The 24,348-nt window shown below is 44.4% G+C and carries 16 protein-coding genes, 1 tRNA gene and 1 pseudogene; 6 read left to right on the top strand and 12 right to left on the bottom strand.

Going from position 1 to position 24,348, the window contains the following annotated elements; translation table 11 throughout:
- Nucleotides 1-126: 126 nt before the first annotated feature.
- The 4 genes from D0A37_RS12130 to D0A37_RS29000 form a co-directional block, all read right to left on the bottom strand.
- A complete protein-coding gene (locus D0A37_RS12130) occupies nucleotides 127-1,002 on the bottom strand; it encodes a DMT family transporter (RefSeq protein ID WP_242725491.1) in 876 nt (291 codons plus the stop codon).
- Between the two features lie 25 nt (nucleotides 1,003-1,027).
- Nucleotides 1,028-1,201, bottom strand: coding sequence for a serine hydrolase domain-containing protein (locus D0A37_RS12135; RefSeq protein ID WP_242724527.1), 174 nt, complete (start codon nucleotides 1,199-1,201; stop codon nucleotides 1,028-1,030).
- A gap of 192 nt (nucleotides 1,202-1,393) precedes the next feature.
- Nucleotides 1,394-4,855: a hypothetical protein gene (locus tag D0A37_RS12140; protein WP_242724528.1), complete on the bottom strand. Its 3,462-nt coding sequence runs from the start codon at nucleotides 4,853-4,855 to the stop codon at nucleotides 1,394-1,396.
- Nucleotides 4,856-5,013: 158 nt separating this feature from the next.
- On the bottom strand, nucleotides 5,014-5,136 hold the full coding sequence (locus D0A37_RS29000) for a hypothetical protein (RefSeq protein WP_278187193.1): 123 nt from the start codon (nucleotides 5,134-5,136) through the stop codon (nucleotides 5,014-5,016).
- Between the two features lie 127 nt (nucleotides 5,137-5,263).
- On the opposite strand from D0A37_RS29000, the pseudogene D0A37_RS12145 reads away from it, so the two are divergent.
- Nucleotides 5,264-6,487, top strand: a pseudogene (locus tag D0A37_RS12145) (ISAs1 family transposase).
- A gap of 11 nt (nucleotides 6,488-6,498) precedes the next feature.
- On the opposite strand, the gene D0A37_RS12150 reads toward D0A37_RS12145, so the two are convergent.
- The 4 genes from D0A37_RS12150 to murA all read right to left on the bottom strand — a co-directional run bounded on the left by D0A37_RS12150 (nucleotide 6,499) and on the right by murA (nucleotide 9,407).
- Nucleotides 6,499-6,717, bottom strand: a complete 219-nt coding sequence (locus D0A37_RS12150; RefSeq protein ID WP_242724529.1) for a hypothetical protein — start codon at nucleotides 6,715-6,717, stop codon at nucleotides 6,499-6,501.
- 205 nt (nucleotides 6,718-6,922) lie between these two features.
- Nucleotides 6,923-7,004: transfer RNA gene (locus D0A37_RS12155), tRNA-Leu, on the bottom strand.
- Nucleotides 6,983-7,852, bottom strand: coding sequence for a M48 family metallopeptidase (locus D0A37_RS12160; protein WP_242725496.1), 870 nt, complete (start codon nucleotides 7,850-7,852; stop codon nucleotides 6,983-6,985). Before D0A37_RS12160 ends, D0A37_RS12155 begins: the two co-directional genes overlap by 22 nt.
- Nucleotides 7,853-7,988: 136 nt before the next feature.
- Complete coding sequence (murA, locus tag D0A37_RS12165) at nucleotides 7,989-9,407, bottom strand: UDP-N-acetylglucosamine 1-carboxyvinyltransferase (protein ID WP_242724530.1); 1,419 nt, start codon at nucleotides 9,405-9,407, stop codon at nucleotides 7,989-7,991.
- Between the two features lie 365 nt (nucleotides 9,408-9,772).
- Here murA and smc point away from each other — a divergent pair, with 365 nt between their 5' ends.
- On the top strand, nucleotides 9,773-13,573 hold the full coding sequence (gene smc / locus D0A37_RS12170) for a chromosome segregation protein SMC (RefSeq protein ID WP_242724531.1): 3,801 nt from the start codon (nucleotides 9,773-9,775) through the stop codon (nucleotides 13,571-13,573).
- A gap of 198 nt (nucleotides 13,574-13,771) precedes the next feature.
- Nucleotides 13,772-14,800, top strand: coding sequence for a PRC-barrel domain-containing protein (locus D0A37_RS12175; protein ID WP_242724533.1), 1,029 nt, complete (start codon nucleotides 13,772-13,774; stop codon nucleotides 14,798-14,800).
- Between the two features lie 3 nt (nucleotides 14,801-14,803).
- Here the strand turns inward: D0A37_RS12175 and D0A37_RS12180 are convergent, their stop codons facing one another.
- A complete protein-coding gene (locus tag D0A37_RS12180; RefSeq protein ID WP_242724535.1) occupies nucleotides 14,804-15,016 on the bottom strand; it encodes a hypothetical protein in 213 nt (70 codons plus the stop codon).
- A gap of 226 nt (nucleotides 15,017-15,242) precedes the next feature.
- On the opposite strand from D0A37_RS12180, the gene D0A37_RS12185 reads away from it, so the two are divergent.
- The 3 genes from D0A37_RS12185 (at nucleotide 15,243) to D0A37_RS12195 (ending at nucleotide 20,375) form a co-directional block, all read left to right on the top strand.
- Entirely contained in the window at nucleotides 15,243-16,268 is a 1,026-nt protein-coding gene (locus D0A37_RS12185) for an SGNH/GDSL hydrolase family protein (protein WP_242724536.1), read from the top strand.
- An 81-nt stretch (nucleotides 16,269-16,349) separates the two neighbouring features.
- The gene (locus D0A37_RS12190; protein WP_242724537.1) at nucleotides 16,350-18,530 is read left to right on the top strand and encodes a hypothetical protein; all 2,181 of its coding nucleotides are present in this window, start codon (nucleotides 16,350-16,352) and stop codon (nucleotides 18,528-18,530) included.
- 12 nt (nucleotides 18,531-18,542) lie between these two features.
- Nucleotides 18,543-20,375, top strand: coding sequence for a DUF6798 domain-containing protein (locus D0A37_RS12195; RefSeq protein WP_242724538.1), 1,833 nt, complete (start codon nucleotides 18,543-18,545; stop codon nucleotides 20,373-20,375).
- Nucleotides 20,376-20,470: 95 nt separating this feature from the next.
- On the opposite strand, the gene D0A37_RS12200 is transcribed toward D0A37_RS12195, so the two are convergent.
- From D0A37_RS12200 to rfbD, 3 genes are all read right to left on the bottom strand, one after another.
- Entirely contained in the window at nucleotides 20,471-21,445 is a 975-nt protein-coding gene (locus D0A37_RS12200; RefSeq protein ID WP_242724539.1) for a glycosyltransferase family 2 protein, read from the bottom strand.
- An 83-nt stretch (nucleotides 21,446-21,528) separates the two neighbouring features.
- Nucleotides 21,529-23,331 carry a hypothetical protein gene (locus tag D0A37_RS12205; protein ID WP_242724540.1) on the bottom strand — a complete coding sequence of 601 codons (1,803 nt, stop codon included), beginning with the start codon at nucleotides 23,329-23,331 and terminating at the stop codon, nucleotides 21,529-21,531.
- A gap of 143 nt (nucleotides 23,332-23,474) precedes the next feature.
- Entirely contained in the window at nucleotides 23,475-24,347 is an 873-nt protein-coding gene (gene rfbD, locus D0A37_RS12210) for a dTDP-4-dehydrorhamnose reductase (protein ID WP_242724541.1), read from the bottom strand.
- Nucleotide 24,348: the final 1 nt, after the last annotated feature.

Below are 24,348 nucleotides of genomic sequence, written 5' to 3' on the forward strand. Positions count from 1 at the left end.
TTGACTGCCTGCCAGGGCTTGCCGTACTTAGTGTGCTAATTTTTCTCAAAAAATTCCCCAAATCCTTGCGGGGCAATGTTTTTTAGCAATAATTACAGCGGTTTCCGCTGTATGTCTCAAATCTAATCACTTCAAACCCAATAATAAGGCGATTCCGCCGATCGCACCAACTACCCCCAAAACAGCCCGAATGCTCACTTTTTCGCCCGCCAGCACCGCTAAAGGCAGTATAAATAGGGGACTGGTAGAACTGAGTGTTTGAGCGATTGCTGCGGGTGCATATTTCAACGAAGTCTGTTGCAGGAAAATTCCGAGATAGGTTCCTAAAAAAGCTGCCAGAATTATTGCAGCTAATATTTTTGAGGATTTTAATTGTTTGAAACTGTCAAGGTTTGTTGGCTTCAAAAAGCACAGCATGACTGCCATACCACCGCTCAAACGCAAGGCCGCCGTCCACAGAGGATCAATATCTATTTGAGTGAAGGCGGCGCGGGATAAAATTGCTCCAACGGCGTGGGTTGTTTGTCCTAATAAACTAATACCTAATCCCTGCCAAAGATGTTTTGATGATAAGGTTGTTTCGGCTGTTCGTTCTGCAATTACCCACCCTACGCCGCAGATTGTTAAAAGAATGCCAGTACAAGCAAGGGGCGATAACTTTTCCTGCAAAAATATTAAGCCCAATAAAGCTGTTAAAGGGGGAGATAGGGTTTCTAAAAGCAGCGTTCGCCTCGCGCCTAAATATTTTAATACGATAAAGAAAGCGGTGTCTCCGATGCCAATTCCTAGACCGCCGCTAATCAGCAGCATTGCTAAAATATTAGGGTTGATTGCGGGTAAGGGTTTTCCTAAAATTAGTACAGTGGCAAGGAGCATGAAAAGGGCGATCGCGCCTTTGAGCAAGTTTAGCACCACTGCGGGGATTTCCTGTCCTACTCGCTGCCAGATTGTCGAAGATAGAGCCCAGACAAATGCAGCGCCTAAAGCGGCGATTTCACCCATAAAACTTCCCATGCGATTGGATATTTTAACCGATTGATGCAATTTCATAAACCCTGCGTTCAGTCGCAGGTATCGAATGTTCTATATTGGCGAAACCGTAGCTTTGGATTAGCACAGGTTCCTCTGCTTCCACCACTGCGATCGACATTTCAGGAATGTGCATTTCTGCCATCAAATTTTGAATGCAATCGTCGATCATGGTGGATATCTATAAATTAGGGTTCCCGGTGGTCTACCTGGAACCCTAGATTTATTAAGCTTTTTTTAGCAGTGGGCGGTGAACATAAATCAATACCATCATGTCCGAATAGAGGAAAGAAGCAATTCGCTTGCGGTTTGGGATTGCTTCGTTCCTTTCTTCGGACACCCAATATAGATGTCTACCTACTGATTAACCTTGTGGTAATTCCGGAGATTGCGTAGGTTGAAATTGTGACCGCATATCTGTTCTTACCCAAGAACCAAAACGATCGGGACGAACGCATTCAGCATTCTCTAATTCGTCTTTGAGTCTCTTGGCGAAAGATTCAAAGATATCCCCTAAAGCCTGACGATCTGTTAAGCAACCTTGGAGAGCAATAAGTTGTTCCAGCGTCCAGTTATACAGTTGAGTGTCCCCTTGTTCAATGCGTAAATAGAACTGATTCTCAAACTGTGCAAGATTAGAGTAGAAGTTCTCAACTTCTGACTTGATCAAGTTGATATCCAGGTAGAATTGTTGCTGTCTCAATTCTGAAAAAATCGTATTTTTGAGGTTCTGCGTGAAGTTTTGGTTCAGCTCAGTTTTGACGATTGTAGAGACATCATTACGGAAGTTGAGAATCTTGTTATCCAAGCTAACATTAATGCGATTGTCAAGATCGTTGACAATATTATTAGTCACTAACTGCACGTTGCTCGTGCTAGATTGATTAACAACCGTATTGATGCGGTCATCAATGTTAGATTCAATCTGCTGAATGACCAGGTTTTTAATGTGTTGGCTTTGGTCAGCAATTTTGAGATTAACTACCGCATTAATCCGCTGATCCATGTCGTGTTGAATTTGCTGAACAATTTGAGTGTTAATATCGTGAGATAGATTAGACACTTTGAGGTTCACGACATTATCGATGCGTTGATCGATGTAAGTTTGCATTTGCTGAATCACCAGATTCTTCACATTCTGGGTTTGATCAGAAATCTTGATGCTCACCACATTCTCAACACGCTGATCAATAGTTTGTTGGACTTGCTGAATTACCTGATTAGTGATCTCTTGAGATTGATTGGCGATTTGGACATTAACCGAGTTACTAATGCGCTCATCAATATCAGCCGATATTTGATTAATTACCGTGGTATTAATCTCTGTAGACTGATTGGCAATTTTGATGTTAACTACATTCTCAATCCGTTGCTCAAGTTCAGTTTGCATTTGCTGAACTACGAGGTTCTTAACTTCTTGAGTCTGATTAGACACTCTGAGATTAACGACGGACTCAATACGCTCATTGAGTTCGGTTTGCATTTGTTGCACGACTAAATTTTTAATCTCTTGGGTTTGTTCAGAGATTCTTAAATTCACCTGCTCACTAACAATGCGGGGGATTCGGGAAATAAATAAGTCGTTGAGATTTTTGTTGAAGTACCCCGACCAATTGTGGAAATTCTGATTAAAACTAACTTCCATTTGCTGGGTAAGAGTCTTAAACATAAAGTCCAGCCGTGCTACCCTCATGCCTAAGTCTTTAGCTTGAGTTTGATAGCCTTTAAGCAGCCATTTTTCCAAATTGTCCCAATAAGCTTCTTTTTTCTCGTTTGGGTCACCTGTTACTGTGATGGAAGTATTGATTTGGGCTGCCATTTGCTGCCACATTTTTTCCATCTGATCTTGGTCAAAACTGAAGTTAAATCCACTGCCAATATTGATATTTTCAGAACCAGAAATACTTGTACCACCAGTGTTAACTGGTATACCACCAGAGTTAGTTGTACCACCAGTGGTAACTGATACACCACCAGAGCTAGTTGTACCACCAGTGGTAACTGGTATACCACCAGAGCTAGTTGTACCACCAGTGGTAACGGGTATACCACCAGAGCTAGTTGTACCACCACCAGAGGTAACTGCTGTACTACTAGAGCTAGTTGTACCACCACCAGAGGTAACTGCTGTACCACCAGAGCTAGTTGTGCTACCACCACCCACTACACTAACAGTGCTTTCGCTGCTGCCCGTGCCAGATGTTATTGATGACCCTCCATATCCTTCGGCTACTTCTACATCAGTGATGTTGTTGATTTCTAAAACAACTTGCCCTTCGTTATCTTCTATATATGTATCAAAAAAGAAGCCGGAGATGGTTGTTTTTTCTTTGACTTCAAAAATAACGTCATCTTTGAAGCCATTTAAGGAACACCAACTTTCGCTAACTTCATTTCCTGTCAACTTGGAGATAAAATTTCCCCCTTGAATCAAGAGTAATGCCCAAGGTTCTAATTGGAAATTTTTTGCTTCTGCTCCATAAGTGGCATTGCTTTCCCGAATCTTGACGCGATAGTTTCCTGGGGCTAACTCGATTGAATTAGCATTGGCTTTTTTAAGATTTGAGAGAGTATTGCTATCAAGCGGATAGCAGTTTTTCTTGCTATCAACGGTTAAAGTTTGGGGATTCTGTTGATTGCCAGTGATTGAAACAGTGACTTGTCCTTGATTATCATCACTATAGATATCAAAGAATAAAGCACAGACTACAGCTTTTTCTTTGATATCTAACTGCAATTTGTCGTTATAGCCGTTTAAAGTTGCCCAAGTTCCACCTGTCTCAACACCTGTCTTTGTGTTGATAAAGGTACTGCCATCAAGTCCATAAATCCAGAGAAAAACAAAAGGCTCACCGGCGGTATTGTCGGCACTATAACTGTAGGTACCACTGGTAATTTGGATGTCAAAAGTTCCTTTGTCTAATGTCAGAGACTTAGCAACATTTTGTTGCAAGTTATTCATCTGATCGGTATTGATAACGTAACAGTTTTCTTTGGTATCAATGGTTAACAGTTGCATAGTTTCCTCAGGAGTTGTAGTAGTTGGTTGTGGAGCTTGTGTAGCTTCAGTGTTAACTTTTGAAGTGATGGTTGGGATCACTTCTGGTGCGGGTTGATAAACGGCAAGGCCTGCCCAACGACCCCTAGGCTTGGTTTGAGCCACTAATGTGCCTTTACCTGTCTTGGTATTAATGCGGATTAATTGACCGTCTTTTCCCAAGTTAAAAAATCTGCCCGTAACGCCATACAGGACATTGCCAACAAATTCCATACTGCCAATACCAGGAAATCCGGTATCACCAATGGTTTTAACTTCGCTAGTATCGAGATTGCATCTAGCAAGTAATTTCTTCTTTTCGTAGCTAATTAATGTGATATATGCTATGCCATTGCTATCAAAGGCAAGTTCACCACAGTTGTAGTCTTTATTAGCTACGGTAGCTACTGGGGTACCTTTTCCTGTTTTAATATCAAGGGCAATCAGTTGTTTAGCTGTGCTGGCATAAAGGGTTTGACGTTGGGGATTATAAGCCAAGCCGACTGTAGCAAAGCCCGTATCCCCAATGACAATCGTATCACCTGTTGTGATGTCAATTTTAACGAGCTGCGTTGTGTCCCCTTCTTGCTCAATGCCATAGAGTTGTGAATCAACAAAGGCGATATCATACATTTCTGTAATGAGCTCACCGATGAATGTTGCTTTACCTGTGGCTAAATCAAGAGTATACAGTTTACTTAACTGATTCGAGACACAATCTTGGATATACACCGTCCCTGGAACCATAGCTAAATCCACAGATGGTATATTACTTGCCTGATTACTCATCTTTTTCTGTTTTTATTACATAAAAAAGCAGATGAAAGTAACAGTGCGGTTGGTCGGTAGTCCTGACTATGCAGGACTATCCCTTTAGTGTTCATAAACTCAGCATCTGCTAGGATGTGTCCCAAGTTTGACCGAGCCGGGGATGACTATTAGTCTATCTAGAAGGGTAGATAATTTTTTTTTTCGTCATAAAACGCAACATCTTTCTCTTCTTTCAGTGGTGCGAAGTCAGAAGCAACGAGCATTTTATCGAGCTCGTACTCGCTCCAGGGTAAGCTCATCTAATTTGGTATAAATTGTACTTGACAAAAAACCGCCAATAGACTTTATATCTGTCAACCGAACTTAAACCTATAATCAAGTTTGAATCTTAACAAAGTCAATCAAGTTGAAACGGAGTTAAAGACAATGACAAAGGGTTTTGCACCTAGATTGAAACTCGCTGTAAAATCTCAAGCTAAAAAAGCAGAAAAACGACAGTTAACACCTCTGAGCGAAATCCAAGCCAATTTATTGAATTATGTAGCAGAGCTCCCCGACCCCAGAGTTCAAAGAACCCAAAAACACTTATTAAAAGATATTTTAGTAATCTCTATTTTAGCCGTCATTGGTGGTGCGGAAGGTTGGGAAGACATGGAAAATTATGGCATCGCTAAACAGCAATGGTGAGAGGAATTTCTCGAATTACCCAATGGTATCCCTAGTGATGATACTTTTCGACGAGTTTTTGAAAGAATCAATCCTGAGGCTTTAGAACAATGTTTAGCGAAGTGGCTTCAAAGTATGCTTGGTTCGATTGTTGGCGAGATTATCCCCATTGATGGCAAAAGTGTTAGAGGTTCTTATGACCGTAATCAAGGGGTAAAAGCTTTGCATTTGGTCACGGCTTGGGCAAGTGAACAGCGTTTAGTTTTAGGGCAAGTTAAAGTTGAGGATCATTCCAACGAGATTACGGCAATTCCGGCACTCTTAGAATTATTAGACCTGACCGGGGCGATCGTTACCATTGATGCGATGGGAACTCAAACCGAGATTGTGAAACAAATTCGCCACAAAAGAGCTGATTATATTGTATCTCTTAAAGCCAATCATCCCACTTTACATTCTCAGGTTAAAGAATGGTTTGATACCAGAAGAGCCAATAACTTTGAAGGCATTAACGTTAGTTATAACCAACAGATTGAAAAGGGACACCATCGCACTGAAAAACGTTATGTTTGGGCTGTTCCTTTTGAGGCTTTCGGTGGTCTTTATCAACAAGACCAATGGTCGGGACTGCAAACCATCGTCATTATTGAAAGAATCCGCCATCTTTGGAACAAAACGACTCGTGAAGTCCAATTTTATCTAACTTCTCTGCCTGCGGATGCTCAAGTTCTTGGTCGTGCCATTCGTCAACATTGGACGATTGAAAACCAAGTTCATTGGACTTTAGATGTCACGTTCCATGAGGATAAATGTCGGATTCGTTCAGGTCATAGTCCTCGTAATTTTGCGATCCTGAGACGGATGGCACTTAACGCTCTTAATCAGGAGAAAACATTGCAGCGTAGTCTTCGTCAAAAAATCAAACAGGCTTCTATGAATAATGATTATATGATGACTGTTCTCAACTCCTTTTGTAAAGCTTGATTGAGATGCTCTTACCCTGGTACTCGCTCCATGCCATAGAGTTGTGAATCAACAAAGGCAATATCATACAATTCTGTAATGAGCTCACCGATGAATGTTGCTTTACCTGTGGCTAAATCAAGAGTATACAGTTTACTTAAGTGATTCCAGACACAATCTTGGATATTATAAACTGTGCCTGGAACGATAGCTAAATCCACAGATGGTATATTGCTTGCCTGATTACTCATCTTTTTCTGTTTTTATTACATAAAAAAGCAGATGAAAGTAATAGTGCGGTTGGTCATGAGTTATTTCAACTGAAGTTCGGAAAATACTCGGCTACCAACCACAGCCACCAGCCAGGGCGAACTCAAGTGATGAGATATGCACTTGGAGCTACTGGGCTACCTAGCACACAGTTCTTTATTAATACATCACTAGCTTTTTTAGCAGTGGGCGGGGAGAGAATCGAACTCTCATACCTTTCGGTGTCAGATTTTGAGTCTGATGCGTCTACCAATTTCGCCACCCGCCCTTTTTGGTTTCACCATCATAACACACAGATCGATTTCCTGCAAGCAAAGATTCATAATCTTTTGAACTTGCCCAACGATCGATCTCTCTGGCGCGCAATACTGGTACAGGATGGGACAACTGAGCCGTCTGAGCTTGTTTGAGCATATCTCCGAGCTGAGTGCTGCTGAGGTCGTCGTAGGCCCGGGCCTGCGCCAAAAACGCATCTACATTCAGTTTCGGAGCTAAAGTCGGCGAACCTCCGGCCAGTTTCATCAGCACGGATGCTACCACTTTTGGGTCTTGGGTGGCGAGCAAGGCGGCGCGATCGCACGTAAATTCGGCACACCGCAACCATTCCAACATTTGCGCCTGCAAACCCTGCACCAGCACGGTTCCCACAGGCGAAATTTGACCGGCGGCCAAGACAATTAAATTAGCCAGAGTCAGGTAAACTCCGTGCTCGCACTTCAAATGCCCCAACTCGTGAGCAATTACTGCCTTAACTTCCTCGTCTGTGAGCAAATCAATCAGAGAAGTGTGCATCACCACAAAAGGCTGTTTTCCCCGCATCGCAAAGGTGTAAGCATTTGGCATTGGATGCTGGCGGACATAAAGCTGCGGCACCTCCAAATCCAGAGTTTTGCAGGCTTCCAACAGCAATTGATGCAGGTGGGGCAATTGATTTTCGCCGACTTGGACGCTGGAAGCCAGATTTTCCAGCATAAAAAACTGTTCGCCCAGTTGTCCCAGCAACTGCCGCACCATCAAATCCAGGCCGGGCAGTTGTTTGAGAGTGCTGGTGGCTTCCAAGTCTAGCGGGTGGCGAAACTGGTCTGCTTTTAAACCGATGAGCGGTATGTTCGACATTTTAGTCAGTTGGGAATGGGGAATTGGGAATTGGGAATTGGGCATGGGGCATGGGGAATTGGGCATGGGGAATTCTTTTGCTTCTTCCTTTTTTCCTCTTCCTTCTTCCTTCTTCCTTCTTCCTTCTTCCTTCTGACTACTTTAAACCCGATCGCACGGGATTGACAGGAGCCTCAGCAGTCGCCGGGTCTGTACCCTCTTTGACCCGCCGCAACTTAGCTCCCAATTTTTGCAGTTTCACCTCTAACTGCTCATAGCCGCGGTCTAAGTGCTGCAAGCTGCTGATGGTGGTGACACCATCGGCTGCAAGTCCCGCGAGCACTAACGCCGCCGAAGCCCGCAAATCTGTTGCCACGACAGGCGCACCTGAGAGCCGCGACACTCCCCGCACAATCGCGACATTGCCTTTAAGGCGAATGTCTGCGCCCATGCGGTTGAGCTCTGCTACGTGGCGCAAGCGATTCTCAAACACGGTTTCTTTGATCAAGCTGTCGCCTTCGCTCAGGGTCAGCAAAGCCATAAACTGAGCTTGCATATCTGTGGGGAAACCGGGATAAGGCAGAGTTTCGATGTCTGTGGCCGAGTGAGTTTGGCCGGGAACTATCCGCAAAATGTCGGGGGATTCTGCAATAATTTTCGCGCCAATTGTCTTCAATTTGGCAATGACTGCAGTCAGGTGGTCGGGAATTACCGGCGACAAACTGATTTCGGAGTGAGTGATGGCTCCGGCTACTAAAAATGTTCCGGCTTCAATGCGATCGGGAATAATTGAATAGTCTACCGCGTGCAGCTTGGGAACTCCCGAAATGACGATCGTATTCGTGCCAGCGCCTTGAATTTTTGCTCCCATGGCGCGGCAGAAATTCGCCAAATCTGCGACTTCCGGCTCTTGAGCCGCATTTTCAATTATGGTTTCTCCTTCCGCCAGAGTCGCCGCCATCATCAAAGTTTCAGTTGCGCCGACGCTGGGGTAGTCCAAATAAATTTTGGCTCCTTTCAGGCGGCGGTTCGGCCCTTTGACGTAAGCGTGAACGGTGCCGTGGTCGATGTGGACTTCGGCACCGAGGGCTTGCAGACCCCGAACGTGGAGTTCAACTGGTCGCGCGCCGATGGCGCACCCACCCGGCAAGGGCACTTTGGCAAATCCCAAACGCGCTACCAGCGGCCCGATGATGAAGAAGCTCGCCCGCAGTTGGCTGACTAATTCGTAGGGGGCTTGAGCGTCTATGAGGTTGCTGGCGTTGATGTCTAAAACGTCCCCGTTCTGCTGTAAGTTGACTCCTACAGCCGAGAGAATTTGCCCCATGCGGGCGACATCGACTAGACCAGGAACGTTGCGGAGACGGCAATCCTCTGGGCAGAGCAGGGCTCCTGCCATGACGACTAAGGCCGAATTTTTGGCGCCACTGATTTTGACGTGTCCTTTAAGGGGTTCGCGACCCCAAATTTGTAATACTTGTTGTTCGTCGCTTTCAGGTGAAGCTGGCAGGTTTGATGAGTTCTGAGCTGGTGTAATGGGTTTGCCCTCCATAATGCGCTTCATTACTTTATACATTATTAATTTTGGTTCGATTTTACCGGAAAGTTTTTATATGTCTAGGGGTAACATTAGGAATTCCGGGAATTATATTTGCTGGCATTCGCTCTGGACAAGGCTTTCAGGTTTTAGCCCACAAATAATATCGATCGAGTCTCATGAAGTTATCTGTATCAAAATTTACGTTCATTTGTAGCGCTCGCTCGGATCTCAGATGTTGTACCTTTGTCAACGATCTTTTTAAGTAAAAGCGGACTCGGTTGTTAACAAAGGTGTAAGATATCGGTTCGATCGACAATGCCGGAAAGTTCACACATTGTCGATCGCCCCATTGCCTGTGCTACCCTGTGACAACAACCTAGAGCCAAAGCTACTCCTAGCATATGGTTCACATTAAACGGATCGAACTGACTAACTTTAAATCTTTTGGCGGCACGACGGCCATTCCCGTGCTGCCCGGTTTTACTGTGGTTTCCGGGCCCAACGGTTCTGGGAAGTCCAACATCCTCGACGCTTTGCTGTTTTGTCTCGGACTTTCGAGTTCCAAGGGAATGCGGGCTGAACGTTTGCCGGATTTGGTCAACAGCGCCCAAAACAAACGCGGTACGATCGAAGCTAGCGTGACTGCGACTTTTGCGCTGGAAGATGTGGGGGAGGAATGGTTCGCCCGGGATGAAGATGAGGAGGAAAATGCAGCAGATGAGTTATCTGTTGAAGCAGAGGAAGTCGAAGAGATAGATATTGCCGAAACTCAAGACAACAACGGCCAATCATCTGCCAATCGAAAATCCAAAATCGAAAATCGAAAATCGGAAGAGTTATCTGTTGAAGACGTAGAAGAGATTGAAATCGCAGCAACTCAAGACAACAACGGACAACTACTCGCTACCAATCGAAAATCCAAAATCGAAAATCGAAAATCGGATGAGTGGAGTGTGACGCGGAAACTTCGGGTAACTCGCCAAGGTACTTACACTTCAACTTATTACATTAACGGCCAACCTTGCACGCTGACTCAACTTCACGAACAGCTCAACCGCTTGCGAATTTATCCCGAAGGCTATAACGTCGTGCTGCAAGGAGACGTTACGAGCATTATTTCGATGAATTCTAAGGAACGCAGAGAAATCATTGACGAATTAGCTGGTGTGGCTCAGTTCGATCGCAAAATCTCTTTAGCTAGGCAGAAGTTGGATGAAGTTAAGGAGGTGGAAGAACGCAGCCGCATTGTAGAAAAAGAGCTGATTTCTCAGCGCGATAGACTGGCTTCCGATCGCACAAAAGCGGAAAAATATCAAAAATTGCGGGCGGAATTTCAAGAAAAGTCGCAATGGGAAATTGTGCTGAAATTCCGCCAATTGCAGCAGCAAGAATGGAAACTGCGAGAACAAATCGAAACGGGCGATCGCACTTCGGCATCTCTCACCGAACAACTGCAAGCAATTAGTACCCAAATTCAAGAAGCAACCGCCGAACTTGACGCACTGAATGCCCGCGTTAAAGCTTTGGGAGAGTCGGAATTGTTGGCTTTGCAAGCGACGATTGCGACTCAGGAAGCGGAACGGCGGCAACTGCAAAACCGCAAACAGGATTTGGAAAAAACTGCTGGGCAAATGGCTGCTAATATAGCACAAACCGAGCAGGAAGTTCGCCAATTCCGCCAAAGTTTGGAGCAAATTGAGATTGAAATATCTTATGTTAAGTCTCAGCAGGGGAGTTTTCAGGAACAGCGGGACGCAGCCAAGCAAAGTTTAGATGAAAGTCGGGAAGTTGCAAATGCGATCGCCTCGACGGCCGAAGTTTGGGTACAGCAGCAGACGGAACTGCACCGCCAAATCGAAACAATTCAACAAACTTTGGAACCGCAGCGTACAGAACAAGCTACCATTGGCGAAAGAGCCGATCGCCTGCAAAGTCAAATTCAAGAACAAAACCAATCGCTGCAAGTATTGGAACAGGAAATTGCAGCGAAAAAAGAGCAGCAATCTCGCCTTGTGGAAACCAAAGGTGTTGCATCTTTGCAAGTAGAATCGCTGACTCAGATTTTAGTCGAAGCCGAACAAGAATTGCAACTGCAACAGGAAACTCAAACTCGTTTGTTGGAAGAACAGCGCGAAAGACAGCGCAAATTAGACAAACTAGAAGTGCAGTTTCAAGCACTGCAAGAAGCGACGGGAACGTTTACTGCAAAAATTGTCGCGCAAAGCGGAATTGGCGGAGTTTGCGGCTTGGTGGCTCAACTGGGCAGGGTGGAACCGCGGTATCAATTGGCCCTGGAAATTGCCGCAGGCGGGCGCATGGGAAATATGGTGGTGGAAGATGACAGCGTGGCTGCTGCTGCGATCGAATTGTTGAAACAAAAACGGGCGGGAAGGATGACGTTTTTGCCTTTGAATAAAATTAGAGGCGGCAGGTATTCGGTGAATGAAAATTTGCGGCGCGCGGCTGGGTTTGTGGATGCGGCTGTTAATTTGATTGATTGCGATTCCCGGTATCTGGAAATTTTTGCTTACGTTTTTGGCAGTACGGTTGTGTTTAGCAACCTCAGCGATGCCCGCCGCTATTTGGGACAGTACCGGATTGTCACTTTGGACGGGGAAATTTTGGAAACTAGCGGGGCGATGACTGGGGGAAGTTCTACTAATAGATCTACTTTGCATTTTGGCACGGTTGAGGCTAGCGAGGCTGCTAGTGAAGCGCGGACGATCGCCTCTTTGCAAGAAAGGTTGGAGGAAATTGAGCGGATTTTGGAACGGTGCAAAATTGCGATCGATCGCGCGTCTGTTGCAGTCAAAACTCGCAGCCAAGAATTGATGGAAGCCAAACAGAATTTGCGCGAACATCAGTTGCGCTTGGAACAGTTGGATTCAGAAATTAAGAATTTGCAAGCGCAACAGGAACAAGTGCGATCGCAAATTGCGAAAAATACACAGGAATTAACTAATTCGCGATCGAGATTGCAGTTGCTGGAACGAGAATTGCCCGCACAGGAAAATCAATTGCAGCAATACCGACAAACTTTGGCGCAGTTGGAAGAGTCCAACAGTCACAGCGAATGGCAGCAAATGCAATCGAGTTTGCGCGCTCTAGAAGCGCAACTCCAAGAGCGAGAATTGGCTCTGAGAAACGTCCAGCAGCGCCTTGTAGACTTGGAAAATCAATTCGGGCGTTTGGAAGAGAAAATTAAGGAAGGTAGCGAGAAGTTGCAGGAATGGCAAGTGCAGCAAAACGCGGGGGCGGATGCGATCGCTCGCATTGTTTCGCTGCAGTTAGAACTCGATCGACAAATTGCCGAAGCTAAGGCGGCTTTGGAGGAAATTGAGGAAAAATTGGGCGTGCAGAAAGGAGAGCGCGATCGGGCGGAATCTCAACTGCGAGAACAGCATTTAGCCAAACAACAGTTACAATGGCAGTTGCAAAAACTCCACGAAACCCAGCAAGAACGCCGGGAACAATTGAGCGCAATCCGCACTCTATTGGAAGCGCAGCGGGCGGAAATGCCCGACCCCGTGCCGTCGATTCCTGAAAATGTCGAGAAAGCCAATTTGACGGAATTGCAGCAGGAAGTAAAGGCGATCGCCAAACGCATTCAAGCTTTAGAACCAGTCAATATGCTAGCCTTGGAAGAGTACAACCGCACTCAAGAACGCCTTCAAGAATTAAGTCAAAAATTGACGACATTGGAAGGAGAACGCACTGAACTGCTGTTGAGAATTGAAAATTTTACCACACTCAGGCGACGCGCTTTTAAGGAAGCTTTCGACGCGGTTAACGAGAACTTCCAGACTATCTTTGCGGAACTTTCCGAAGGCGACGGCTATCTCCAGCTAGATGACCAGGAAGACCCCTTCAGCAGTGGCTTGAATTTGGTGGCTCACCCGAAGGGCAAACCCGTACAGCGGCTGGCTTCCATGTCTGGAGGCGAAAAGTCCTTGACGGCGCTGAGTTTTATTTTTGCCCTGCAACGCTACCGCCCGTCTACGTTTTACGCTTTTGATGAAGTGGATATGTTTCTGGATGGGGCAAATGTGGAGCGATTGGCTAGAATGATAAAGCGACAGTCGGAACAAGCCCAGTTTATTGTTGTGAGTTTGCGGCGACCTATGATTCAATCGGCTGAGCGTACAATTGGTGTTACTCAAGCACGGGGAGCTTATACTCAAGTCATAGGACTGAAGTTGTAGTCCCGGAGTGTCTGTTGATGACCCTACCCAAAAACGGATACAAGCCGACAACAGTCGTGGATAGATCAAAATTTTAGACCCTAGTTCAACCTCCCCCATTCCTCTGTGGAGTACATCTAAAATCTAAAATCTAAAATCTAAAATCGACTGACCGTGTTGAGGTGATATATGTACTTAATAAATCAGGATTAGAGTTAGATGACATCCGAACAAATTTGCCAACGCTCCGACCTTCTCGGCACTCAAGTCATCACCCGCGACAGAGGTAAACGCTTGGGGGTGGTTAGTCAATTATGGGTGGACATTGATCGGCGGGAAGTTGTGGCGATCGGTCTGCGTGATAATATATTTGCGGTCGCTGGAATGCCGAGGTTTATGTTCCTCAGCAATGTTAGTGAAATCGGCGACGTGCTGTTGGTGGAAGATGAGAGCGCGATCGAAGATGATGTTGATGTTGAAGTCTACAGCATTTTGATTAACAGCGAAGTTATTACCGAAACCGGCGAACTTTTAGGTAGGGTGCGAGGCTTTAGGTTCGACCCCGAAGACGGTAAGTTAGTTTCTATAATTATCGCTTCCCTGGGCATCCCCCAAATCCCCGACCAAGTTCTCAGCACTTACGAGTTGGGGATTGAAGAAATTGTCAGCAGCGGCCCGAATCGCTTGATTGTGTTTGAAGGTTCCGAGGAAAGGCTCAGACAGCTTAGTGTTGGTTTGCTGGAGCGCGTTGGTTTGGGCCAAGCACCTTGGGAACGAGAAGAGGACGACCCAGGTTATTATCCGAAACCCGTGGCTACGGGAAATCAATTGGGCCCGGGCGTGCGGATACCTGCACCGGAAATGCGGAGCCGGGTAGCCGCGCCTGCTGTGGAGGAAGTTCCTTGGGATGAGGATTTAGAGTGGAATCGGCCTCCGGTTCGCCAGCCGCCGATGCGCGCGGTGCAGGCACAGCCGCAGCCAATCGAGGAAGATTACGAGGATTACGAAGAGGATAATTGGGGCGGCGAAGAGGACGATTACGAAGAGGAGGAGTACGAGGAAAAGCCGCAATACACTCGCGCTGAGATTTCTCTGCCGAAGCAGCCGGTGGTGGAGTACGAGTACGAGGATGATGTGGAGGCTGATGCTTGGGCTGACGATGAGGCACCGAAGCCTTACCAGGCTCCTCGGGTGAATATCCCTGAGAAAACTAAGACTCCTGAGTATGAGGAGGAGCCTGGTTATTAGGAATTAATCAATTAGCTCAAACCAATATTTTGCACTCTTCTTAAGAACGGGCAAGATGCCCGTTCCACAATCAAGTTTATTTTTTGTGGAACGGGCTTCTAGCCCGTTGCTGATATTGGTGCAAGATGTGAGTTTAAACTGAGATGTTGCACCATTCTCCCTTAACCGGCAAGATGCCTGTTCCACAATAAAATTCATCTCTTGTGGAACAGGCATCTTGCCTGTTCCTAAACAAGTAATTGAGAATGATGCAATATCTCACTTTAAACCAATATTTTGTAGGCACGGGTTTTACGAATAATATTTAATTCTCGCAAACAATCGAGTGGGGTAGGTTGGGGGAGGAATTGAAGGCGCTCAATCTAATTAAATTAGAGCCCTGAACTAGAGAATACTCGCAGGGCAGTTTACTATACTTTTGCTGACGTTTCATATTAGGTTAATGAGCGAAAAAAACTTTGCTAAAAATATTGCTTTCAGATTAATAACATATCTAATTTTTCCAATTTTTTTATCCACCACCACGGCTGAAATTGTCTTGCGAGTTGCGGGATACAAACCCTGGCAAATAGAAAATGTGGATGTTGTGGTCGAACCAAAAGGTAACTTTTTTACGAAAGACTTGGAACTCGGCTACAAGCATTTGCCGGGTAAATTCAAGGTGACACTTAACGGCAATTACTCATTTAATGCCACTCATCTCAATAATAGTTTAAGAATAACCCATCCCCTCAATACTTACAGTTTATCGTCCAAAAAGCCAGAAATTTGGATATTTGGCTGCTCGTTTACCTACGGTTGGTCATTGAATGACAGCGAAACTTATGCTTGGTTGCTTCAAGATAAATTACCCAAATATAAAATAGTTAATTTTGGCGTTAACGGCTACGGCACGCTGCACTCGTTGATTCAATTCCAAGAAGCACTAAAACAAGCAAATAAACCCAAAATTGCGGTGATTGCTTATGCAGGATTTCACGACCGTCGCAATACTTTGTTAAGGGCGAGAAGAAAGCAAATGGCTGCTTGGAATAAACTTGGTATTTTATTCCAGCCCGATGCTAGGCTGAATGGAGAAAATAATTTTACCTACAAAATGGCAAAACTTGAATATCACGAGTTCCCGCTGATGCGGGTTTCTGCATTAAGCCATTTTTTGGAAATTAATTACAATCAATTTGAAGAGGGATTGTACAAAAGTCACGAGGTTTCTAAGGCAATTATTCAAGAGTTTAACCGTGTGGCTGAGGCTAATGGTGTTAAGTTAGTTGTGGCGGGAATTAATGCGGGTTCTGCTAAGATGTTGGAGGAATTAAGGGAGGAGGGAATTGCTACGGCGGATATTTCGGTTGATTTGAAAATACCTGCCAATAATAATTTACCTCATGACCTTCATCCAAGTGCGATCGCGAATCGGCAATATGCAGAAAAGTTGGAAGGTTTTTTGCAAGGTACTGTTTTAAGGTAAGTTAATGAACCGCGAAGGCGCAAAGGGCGCGAAGGAAGAGAGAAAGAAGAAGTTTAGAAGTTATTTAGGGTTGCGAGAGTGATGGGATTATTGGATTTTGTTTCTTTTAAATTGCCTCGCAAGAGTTTGATTGATGGCTTTTTTCTGTTTTTACTTGTTCTTGTAACAGTTGCAGTAACATCAATCTATGTATATAGCGAACATACTTTTTATTGGTGGGATTACGCGGGATACAATACCGCTACAGTCAACACGGCTAATTTATTTCGAGACTCGCCAGATAAAGCATGGCGCGGAGTTATAGAATCGCTATCTAAGGAAAAAAATCTGTTAATTTCTCTGCCGTTAGTGCCGTTTATTCTCTTATTTGGCGCGTCTCGGCTGAGTTACATTCTAAGTGTATCTCTGATTTATGTGCTGCCGTTTCGCCTGTTGCTGGGGGCAATTTCGGCAAAGCTAATTCCAGTTTATCCGCGCCGGGTGTTTTGGTCAACTGTGCTGCTGAGTTTATTAATTCCGATGAGTTGGATACCGACTCTGCGGGGATATCTGGATACTGGCGGCTGTGTGTTTGTAGCCTTGGCAATTTGGGTTTATTTGCAGGATGTTAAGCTGAAATCTTGGTGGAAAATCCCGTTAATTGGGTTTTTTCTGGCGGCGGCGATTCTGTTGCGACGCCATTTTGCTTATAGTGCGATCGCATTTTTTGGTGCAGCTACTTTACAGGCTTTCATCGAGTTTATTGTACTAATATACCGTAACAAAACCGCATTCTCGTCTCCCAAAGACAAGGACGCAGCAGCGCCGTTTCCCTACAGATGCTTGTTTGAATCCGGTGTAAAAGTGGGCTTGATAGCTGCAACTAGCTTGACTATTTTAATGTTGGTAGCAGGAGATTTTACTCGCAGTGCTCTGACGGTTGACTACCGCAATTTGTATGTCGCTTGGAGTTTGCCTGTAAGTGATATTTTAACTCGTTATGCGGATTTTTACGGTTTGGGAACTTGGCTGCTGGTACTGATTGGTTTTTCTGCGGGAATTCTCACTCGAATGCTGGTTCCGGCGGCGGCTATTTTTGTTTCGTTGTTTGGGGTTTTGTCCCTGATTGAATGGCTGTTAGTTTTGCGTTACGGCTACTTGCACTATACAATTCATATTACACCGATCGCACTTTTAGGACTATCCACATTTTTCTGGACAACTTGGCTGAAACTCAAGGGAAAAGTCCGGTATTTGATGCTGGGCGCGGCGGGTTTGTACCTGGTTGTGAATGCCGCAGTCGGGTTAATCCCTCTCAAAATTGATTTGTCAAGACTGTTTATGGCTAATTTTCCGCCGTTAGTGCGATCGGACTACGACGAAGTTGTAAAATTAGTAGAGTTTCTGCGAAAATTAGCACCGAATGAAGAACCGATTTATATTGCTGGTGCTTCTAACAATTTCAATGCTAATATACTCAGACAAGCCAACCGCAAATTAAACCCGCCGGAGGGCTGGTGGAAATTAAATACAATCGGGAGGCCGCAAATTGACTCGCGCGATACTTACCCGCTACCGGAGTTGTTGCAGGCACAATATGCGGTGGTTGCGGTGCCTTTTCAGGAGGTGTTACCGACTGACGAACAAGTTTTGCGATCGCACGAACAAGATGTTGTTAAAGTTGTGTACGATGCCTTTACTCAAAACTGGGAAATTGCCCGCGATTTCCAAGTGCTACCGGAACAGTTTAAGCTAGAAAACGGCGTGACTGTCAGCGTTTACCGGAGGATGCGACCGACTGATACAGCAACGGCAGTTAGGACTCTGGAGGCGATGCAGCGGCAAATAGTCGATCGACCAGGAACCCAGTTAGATTGGATTAGTTTGCATCAATCAATCTACACAAGTGCCAATTATTCAGTCACTCAAGAATCGGATAACCTATATAATCTTGTAACTCATCCAATTAAAAATAGCCAGAAACTCGATACATCTTTTCTGTATTTAGGTTCCATTTCCGACAAAGTAAAAGTTACAGGAAGACTCAATTTACCTAACCAACTATGTCCCGGAGTTGTCCTGCGCTTGACTTTGTGGGACAAGCAAGGTAAATTAATAGACTCAGCAGAGATGGCTTACAGTCCAAAAACTGCGATCGGCTTAAATCTATTAGTTGAGGGCAAAAATCCCATTTATCTGCTGCTTGAGGTATTGAGTAGCAGTAAACAGGATTTAACAAACCAATGCCAACTGGAGATTAACAATTTAGCTGTCAGTAGGTAAATGGAACCGTCAATGCAGAAAAATCAAAAATCCAACTGGTATTTTAATCTATCTCTCTATACTTTTGTCATCATCGGTTCTCTGATGGCTACAGGCTATATTTTCCCGATAGGAGGCAACTTTCCAGAAGTGCCGCCCATTCAACTTATGTTAAATCCTGAACTCTACAAAAATGATTATTACGTTCAGGAAATGGTTAAATTTAATCCCAGGTACTACTATTATTATATTATCTATTTGCTCGCCAACTTAGGAACCAGCATTCCCCTAGCGCACTTTATTTATCAATTCCTCGCCTTCGGTTCATTTATCCTAGCTTGCTACGCAATTATCAATATCTATACTAATTCCAAACTGCCCGCCGCAGCGATGGCTTTTTTATGTATAGCTGCTTCATTTACAGATGTTGGTAACACCCTGATATTTTCCACCAAATCAGTACCCAGTACCTTCGCAATGAGTTTCGCAATTTGGGGAATTTACTTTAGTTTGCGCCAGAAATGGCTAACCGGATATTTATTTTTTGGACTGGGCTGTTTGCTGCAATTTTTAGTTGGTTTGTTGCCGGGATTGATGATGGTTCCCGTTTTATTTATTGAATCTGTAAGACGGCGGAAGTTTAAAACATTGATTTTGGCGATCGCACTTTTAGCAGCAATGGCAAGTATCGTTTACGTACCGATGTTATTAACAGGTACTACCAGCACTCACACTATCGACAACGCTGATTTTGTCTACATTCACGCGAAAGTCCGCAACCCTCACCACATCCTCCCGTCAAATTGGGATGTGGGGAATTGGTTCAACTTTATATGTTTCATAATTGGTGGCTTGCTGTGCATCAAAAAATCTGATTTGTTGCCAAAAGAAGACAAAGTTAATTTTTATACAATTGTTGGTACATCGATTCTTGCACTGTTTCTGAATTACATATTTGTAGAAGTTTACCCTTTGGCTTTTATCGCCAAATTACAGTTAGCTAGAACTGTACCTTTTGCTCAATTAATTATATTTATTGCGGTTGCTTTGACGGTAGAGCGACTTTACAGAGACAAAAAAATAGCTGTTAGCTTGTTGCTGTTAGCTGTACTAACTTTGCCTTTTCGAGGTATCCTTTTCCTAGTATTATCAGTTTGGCAAACAAAAAATTACGTATTTCCCAAACGATATAATATATTGTTGTGGATTTTAGCAGCAGGAACGGTAATTTTCAGCTTGATATATCCGCTGACTGATTCATGGGAAATAATAGGCGATCGAATAATTAGCATCCCAATCTTTTTCTCAATCCTCGCCTTCCCATTCATTTTAGAAAAAACATCCCTAGCTACATCTCTAAAACAGACTCTAACTCACACATTAGCCTTAATAACTACCGCCACCTTAGTTTTTGGAATAGCAGGCATTCTCCCCAAACCTATATTAAATATATTTCAAACAAGAGTTAATATCAATGCCGTTCCCAGAGACGACTTAAGCAAATTAGCTGTGCGATTTTCGCGAATTAGCAGCCGCGATTCACTCGTATTAATTCCCCCCTCAGTTACCAGCTTCCAGTTTTTCTCCGAAAGAGCGATTGTCGTCAACTTCAAGAGCTTTCCCTTTACCGAACAAGGCATAAAAGAATGGCAAACTCGCATGGAAGCTGTTTTAGGGGTTCCCTTAAACCCGCAAATGATTTGGGGAGGGAATGAATTTTTTATCCGCCGCAGCAGTGCAGATTTAGTCAAAGTAGCCCGAAACTATCATGCCGATTATATCCTGACTCGTACTGACTGGCACGCAAATATTGACGGAGAAATAGTAGAGCAAGAAGGTAAATGGATATTGTTTAAAATTAGATAATACTATTCTTGAAAACCTGAGATATTTATGCAGTCTGGCGTTGCGCCGACTTTGTTTCTATAGAAACGTTTTCAACCGCCGAATCTAATCGGAGGTTAAATATCAAAACCCGAATCATCAATAATTTCGCTAATTTGCTTGTCCACATAATCAGCATCCACATTCCGCGCCATCAACTCAGCTAAAATCCCCAAAGAAATCAACTGTACCGACAGAATTGTACACAAAATCCCAAAAAATAACAAAGGTCGATTGCCGATGGGCCCAAAATTCATCCCCGCCAAATTCAGAAACCAAATAACTATCAAATAACTCAGCGAAACAGTTCCAACCAAGCCAAAACACAATCCCAAACCCCCAAACAAATGACCCGGTTTGTGCAAATACTGTGTCGTAGCTAACACCGTCAACAAATCAATAAATCCCCGCGCATAACGTTCCCAGCCGTAATTCGATTTTCCATGCTTTCGCGGATGATGTTCGACAACTACTTCGCCAATTTTAAACCCTAAATTGTTTGCTAAAGCCGGAATGTAGCGGTGTAATTCTCCGTACAATTTAATCGACTGCAAAACTTCCCTACGATAAGCTTTAAAACCGCAATTCATATCGTGCATTTTCACGCCAGTCAGCAAACACGCAACGGCATTAAACAGCTTGGAAGGTAAAGTTTTAGAAAGCGGGTCGTTCCGTTGTTTTCGCCAACCGGAAACTAAATCAAATCCCGATTCTAAATGATGTAAAAATTTGGGAATTTCAGCGGGGTCATCCTGAAGGTCAGCATCAAGAGTAAAAATAATTATCCCTGCTGCATTGCGAAATCCTGCTGAAAGTGCGGCGGATTTGCCAAAGTTGCGGCGCATTTTAATCGCTTTAATTAGTTTGGGATGTTGGCTGGCTAAATCTGTGATTTCTTGCCAGGAATAATCGCGACTACCGTCATCTATGAAAATGACTTCGTAACTGTCAATTTCTGTTTGGAACATCACAAGTTTGATTTTTTCAAACAGTAATTTTATGGTGGCTTCTTCGTTGTGAACTGGGATTACGAAGCTGAGATGTTTTGGCATAGGGCTATTCTATTTCATTTATGTTGTCAAGGAGATTTTTTTATTAGCCGCAGAGGGCGCAGAGTAGGAGAAAGAGAGGTTTTTTAGTTTTTATTGATAACTTGGGAGTTTCGCAAGGCGACCCAACCTTTGCGGTTGTTAAAGGAGGCATAGGCTGTCAATAATTTATCTGTTGGTGATGTTTGAATGTATCCTCTCCAAGCTGCGGATTCGTAGGAAGGCCCAAACAATTTAACTAAATCGGGGCGGGGAAATCCTGACATGGCAAAACCTCGAACGACATTTTCTTGGTTGAGAATGGCAATACATTTTACATTGTTTTCGGGGTCTCCTACCCAGCCAATTACTCTGGAAGCGGCGGGCGCGAGTTTAGTTACTGTATCAAAATATCCGGGTACTCCGTCTTTGGGCGCTGATAGTAAATTTGGGTCAATTTTTGTGTCTAATGCTGCACAGAAATTGTATTTTTTGATGTCTCGGTTAAATGGCACTAAGTTGTTAGTTTTTAAGGCGTCGATTAACCCGATAAAAGCGGCGGGTTTGTTGCCTACGCGGTCTTGAATTAGCGTTACGTCGGTGATGCCTAATTGCAGTGATAATGCTACTAACGGTTGATAGGTTGCTCTGTGGGCGATCGCCATTGCAGTTTCGCCTCCCACCCCGTACATTAAAATAATCGCGACTGTGGCGACTGCAAACAGCGGTGTCAGCCAACGCCCTTGAATTCTTGGTGTTGGCTGCAACTCGCGCACCCACAAAACTGTGAGTACAATTGTGCTCATCCAAAACAAAGCTGGGAGTGTGGCGTAGCGGGAAGCGGTGGCCTGTTCGACGCCAAATCCCGATCGACTAACTGCGGCCATTAACGCCGTTTGCAGCGTGTAAAGTTGAATTGATAGCCAAGGCAGCCAATCCGCGCGATTCCCTACGGGATAGCTACGCTTCACGACCTTTTTTACAAATAGCCAATAACCCACAAAACCAGTCGCTGCACTCAAACCAATTATACCAATAATTGATGCAACAATAATATTTTCGCTAAAAATTCCGCCGAGATAAGTGGGAATATATTCGAGAGTTTTGAGCGGGTGAATTTTAGTTAAAGAAGGGTGATGAGATGGAGTTTTATAAGTTAAAAAATAAATACCAATCACTGCAATCGAAGCAATGAAATACAAATAAGTTATTCGCCGAGGAAACCGCAGCACAACAGCAGCCGCACACAAGATCGGCCACAAACCTAAAGGAGTGCTGTAACTAATACAGCCTAAAATACCAAAAACAATGCTGCCAACTACCCACTTATTTTGTTTCCATCCTTCGTTACCAGGCTCTGCCTGGGAATGAATCTCCCGATGATCCGCCCCCCTCTTATCTAACAAAAGCGTCACATAGGATTGCAAACAAAATATCGAACAAATTACAAATAAATTAGCAATTATCCAGTGAACGCCACTGAATCCCCGCATCCAATTGTGAGCCGCCGCCGGAGTAAAATTAAAAATAGAAATAGAAAGGACTAGCGAGATAAATAGCAGCGGAAAACGCCTCAATTTTAACGGCAGCAGAGCAATTAATACGTGGCACTGAAGCCAAGCCAAGAACCAGGCAACTAAACATAAACCAATATTTGAACCTTGGGTGACAGCTATATTCAAGCCATAAATAATTGCCGGAATCAAGACAAAATGCTCGTTCGCCCGAAATATCCAATTAAAAGGATTTGTAGAGAAACCGTCTACTGAATAAAAATTCCAGGTCATCCACCAATAATCAAAATTAGACAAGTCTCCCGCTTGGGAGATCAGGTACAAAATATATGATGCTGGTATGAGAATGCCGAGAACTGATGCGGCAATTAAAACGTATTCTGATTTGACTTTCATCGGATTCGCCAACACAAATATTTGGATTAGTAGGGGCGGGTTTTACCGATAATAATGGCCTAAAGCCAATAATCTAGCAAACCCGCCCTCACCCAACAGTAACTTCAAATGCAGCCCTTTCAAGATACGAATGTCTCAATTTTTCATTTCACTTCTCTGGCCAGCATTTGTCTGAGCCCTTGCCGCCAGTGGGGAGGATGCGTGCCCAGAAGTGCTGATATTTTCACCGAAGAGAGGACAGAAAAAGCCGGACGTTTTGCGGGTGTTGGATATTCGGCGGTGGTGATGGGAATTACGCGCTGAACTTTTAGGGGAAGGCCCAGTTTTTCTGCTTCCTCAAAAATGGCGATCGCAAAATCGTACCAACTACAAACACCGCTGTTAGTGTAGTGGTAAGTCCCAAAAGTTTCTGGCCCAAGGAGAGGAATAATTTGCGAAGTCGCCGCACTTAAATCGCCCGTCCAAGTAGGGCTTCCGATCTGATCGGCTACTACTCGAATTTCTTCCCTTTCCTTTCCCAACCTCAGCATGGTTTTGACAAAATTACCTTTGCCACCGTTGCCGTAAACCCACGCGGTTCTAATAATAATATGTCGGTTTCCCGCTTTCCGAATTGCTTCCTCGCCTGCTAATTTAGACTTGCCGTAAGTTCCCAGGGGGTTGGTAGAATCTGTTTCCTTATAAGCAGAACCGTGGCTACCGTCAAATACATAATCAGTAGAAAAGTGCATCAAACTTGCTCCCAGTTTTTCGCATTCTTCTGCGAGAATTCCGGGTGCAATACCGTTGACTGCGTTTGCTAATTCCGGTTCGCTTTCTGCTTTGTCTACCGCAGTGTAAGCACCCGCATTGACGACTAAATCCGGTTGAATTTCAGCCATTGCTTGACGGATGCTTTCCGGTTGGGATAAATCGAGGCGAGTGCGATCAACCGCAATTACCTCTCCCGAAGATAATAAAATCGGCTGCAATTCTTGAGCTAACTGTCCGCTGCCGCCTGCGAGTAAAATTTTCATA

This window comes from Microcoleus vaginatus HSN003 (genome assembly GCF_022701255.1).
GTDB lineage: Bacteria > Cyanobacteriota > Cyanobacteriia > Cyanobacteriales > Microcoleaceae > Microcoleus > Microcoleus vaginatus_B.

Excerpts from the sequence above, each read along its gene's own strand:
- D0A37_RS12130 (WP_242725491.1), bottom strand. The coding sequence starts at position 1,002 with ATGGGTGAAATCGCCGCTTTAGGCGCTGCATTTGTCTGGGCTCTATCT.
- D0A37_RS12135 (WP_242724527.1), bottom strand. The coding sequence starts at position 1,201 with ATGATCGACGATTGCATTCAAAATTTGATGGCAGAAATGCACATTCCT.
- D0A37_RS12140 (WP_242724528.1), bottom strand. The coding sequence starts at position 4,855 with ATGAGTAATCAGGCAAGTAATATACCATCTGTGGATTTAGCTATGGTT.
- D0A37_RS29000 (WP_278187193.1), bottom strand. The coding sequence starts at position 5,136 with ATGAGCTTACCCTGGAGCGAGTACGAGCTCGATAAAATGCTCGTTGCT.
- D0A37_RS12150 (WP_242724529.1), bottom strand. The coding sequence starts at position 6,717 with ATGAGTAATCAGGCAAGCAATATACCATCTGTGGATTTAGCTATCGTT.
- D0A37_RS12160 (WP_242725496.1), bottom strand. The coding sequence starts at position 7,852 with ATGTCGAACATACCGCTCATCGGTTTAAAAGCAGACCAGTTTCGCCAC.
- murA (WP_242724530.1), bottom strand. The coding sequence starts at position 9,407 with ATGTATAAAGTAATGAAGCGCATTATGGAGGGCAAACCCATTACACCA.
- smc (WP_242724531.1), top strand. The coding sequence starts at position 9,773 with ATGGTTCACATTAAACGGATCGAACTGACTAACTTTAAATCTTTTGGC.
- D0A37_RS12175 (WP_242724533.1), top strand. The coding sequence starts at position 13,772 with ATGACATCCGAACAAATTTGCCAACGCTCCGACCTTCTCGGCACTCAA.
- D0A37_RS12180 (WP_242724535.1), bottom strand. The coding sequence starts at position 15,016 with ATGCCTGTTCCACAAGAGATGAATTTTATTGTGGAACAGGCATCTTGC.
- D0A37_RS12185 (WP_242724536.1), top strand. The coding sequence starts at position 15,243 with ATGAGCGAAAAAAACTTTGCTAAAAATATTGCTTTCAGATTAATAACA.
- D0A37_RS12190 (WP_242724537.1), top strand. The coding sequence starts at position 16,350 with ATGGGATTATTGGATTTTGTTTCTTTTAAATTGCCTCGCAAGAGTTTG.
- D0A37_RS12195 (WP_242724538.1), top strand. The coding sequence starts at position 18,543 with ATGCAGAAAAATCAAAAATCCAACTGGTATTTTAATCTATCTCTCTAT.
- D0A37_RS12200 (WP_242724539.1), bottom strand. The coding sequence starts at position 21,445 with ATGCCAAAACATCTCAGCTTCGTAATCCCAGTTCACAACGAAGAAGCC.
- D0A37_RS12205 (WP_242724540.1), bottom strand. The coding sequence starts at position 23,331 with ATGAAAGTCAAATCAGAATACGTTTTAATTGCCGCATCAGTTCTCGGC.
- rfbD (WP_242724541.1), bottom strand. The coding sequence starts at position 24,347 with ATGAAAATTTTACTCGCAGGCGGCAGCGGACAGTTAGCTCAAGAATTG.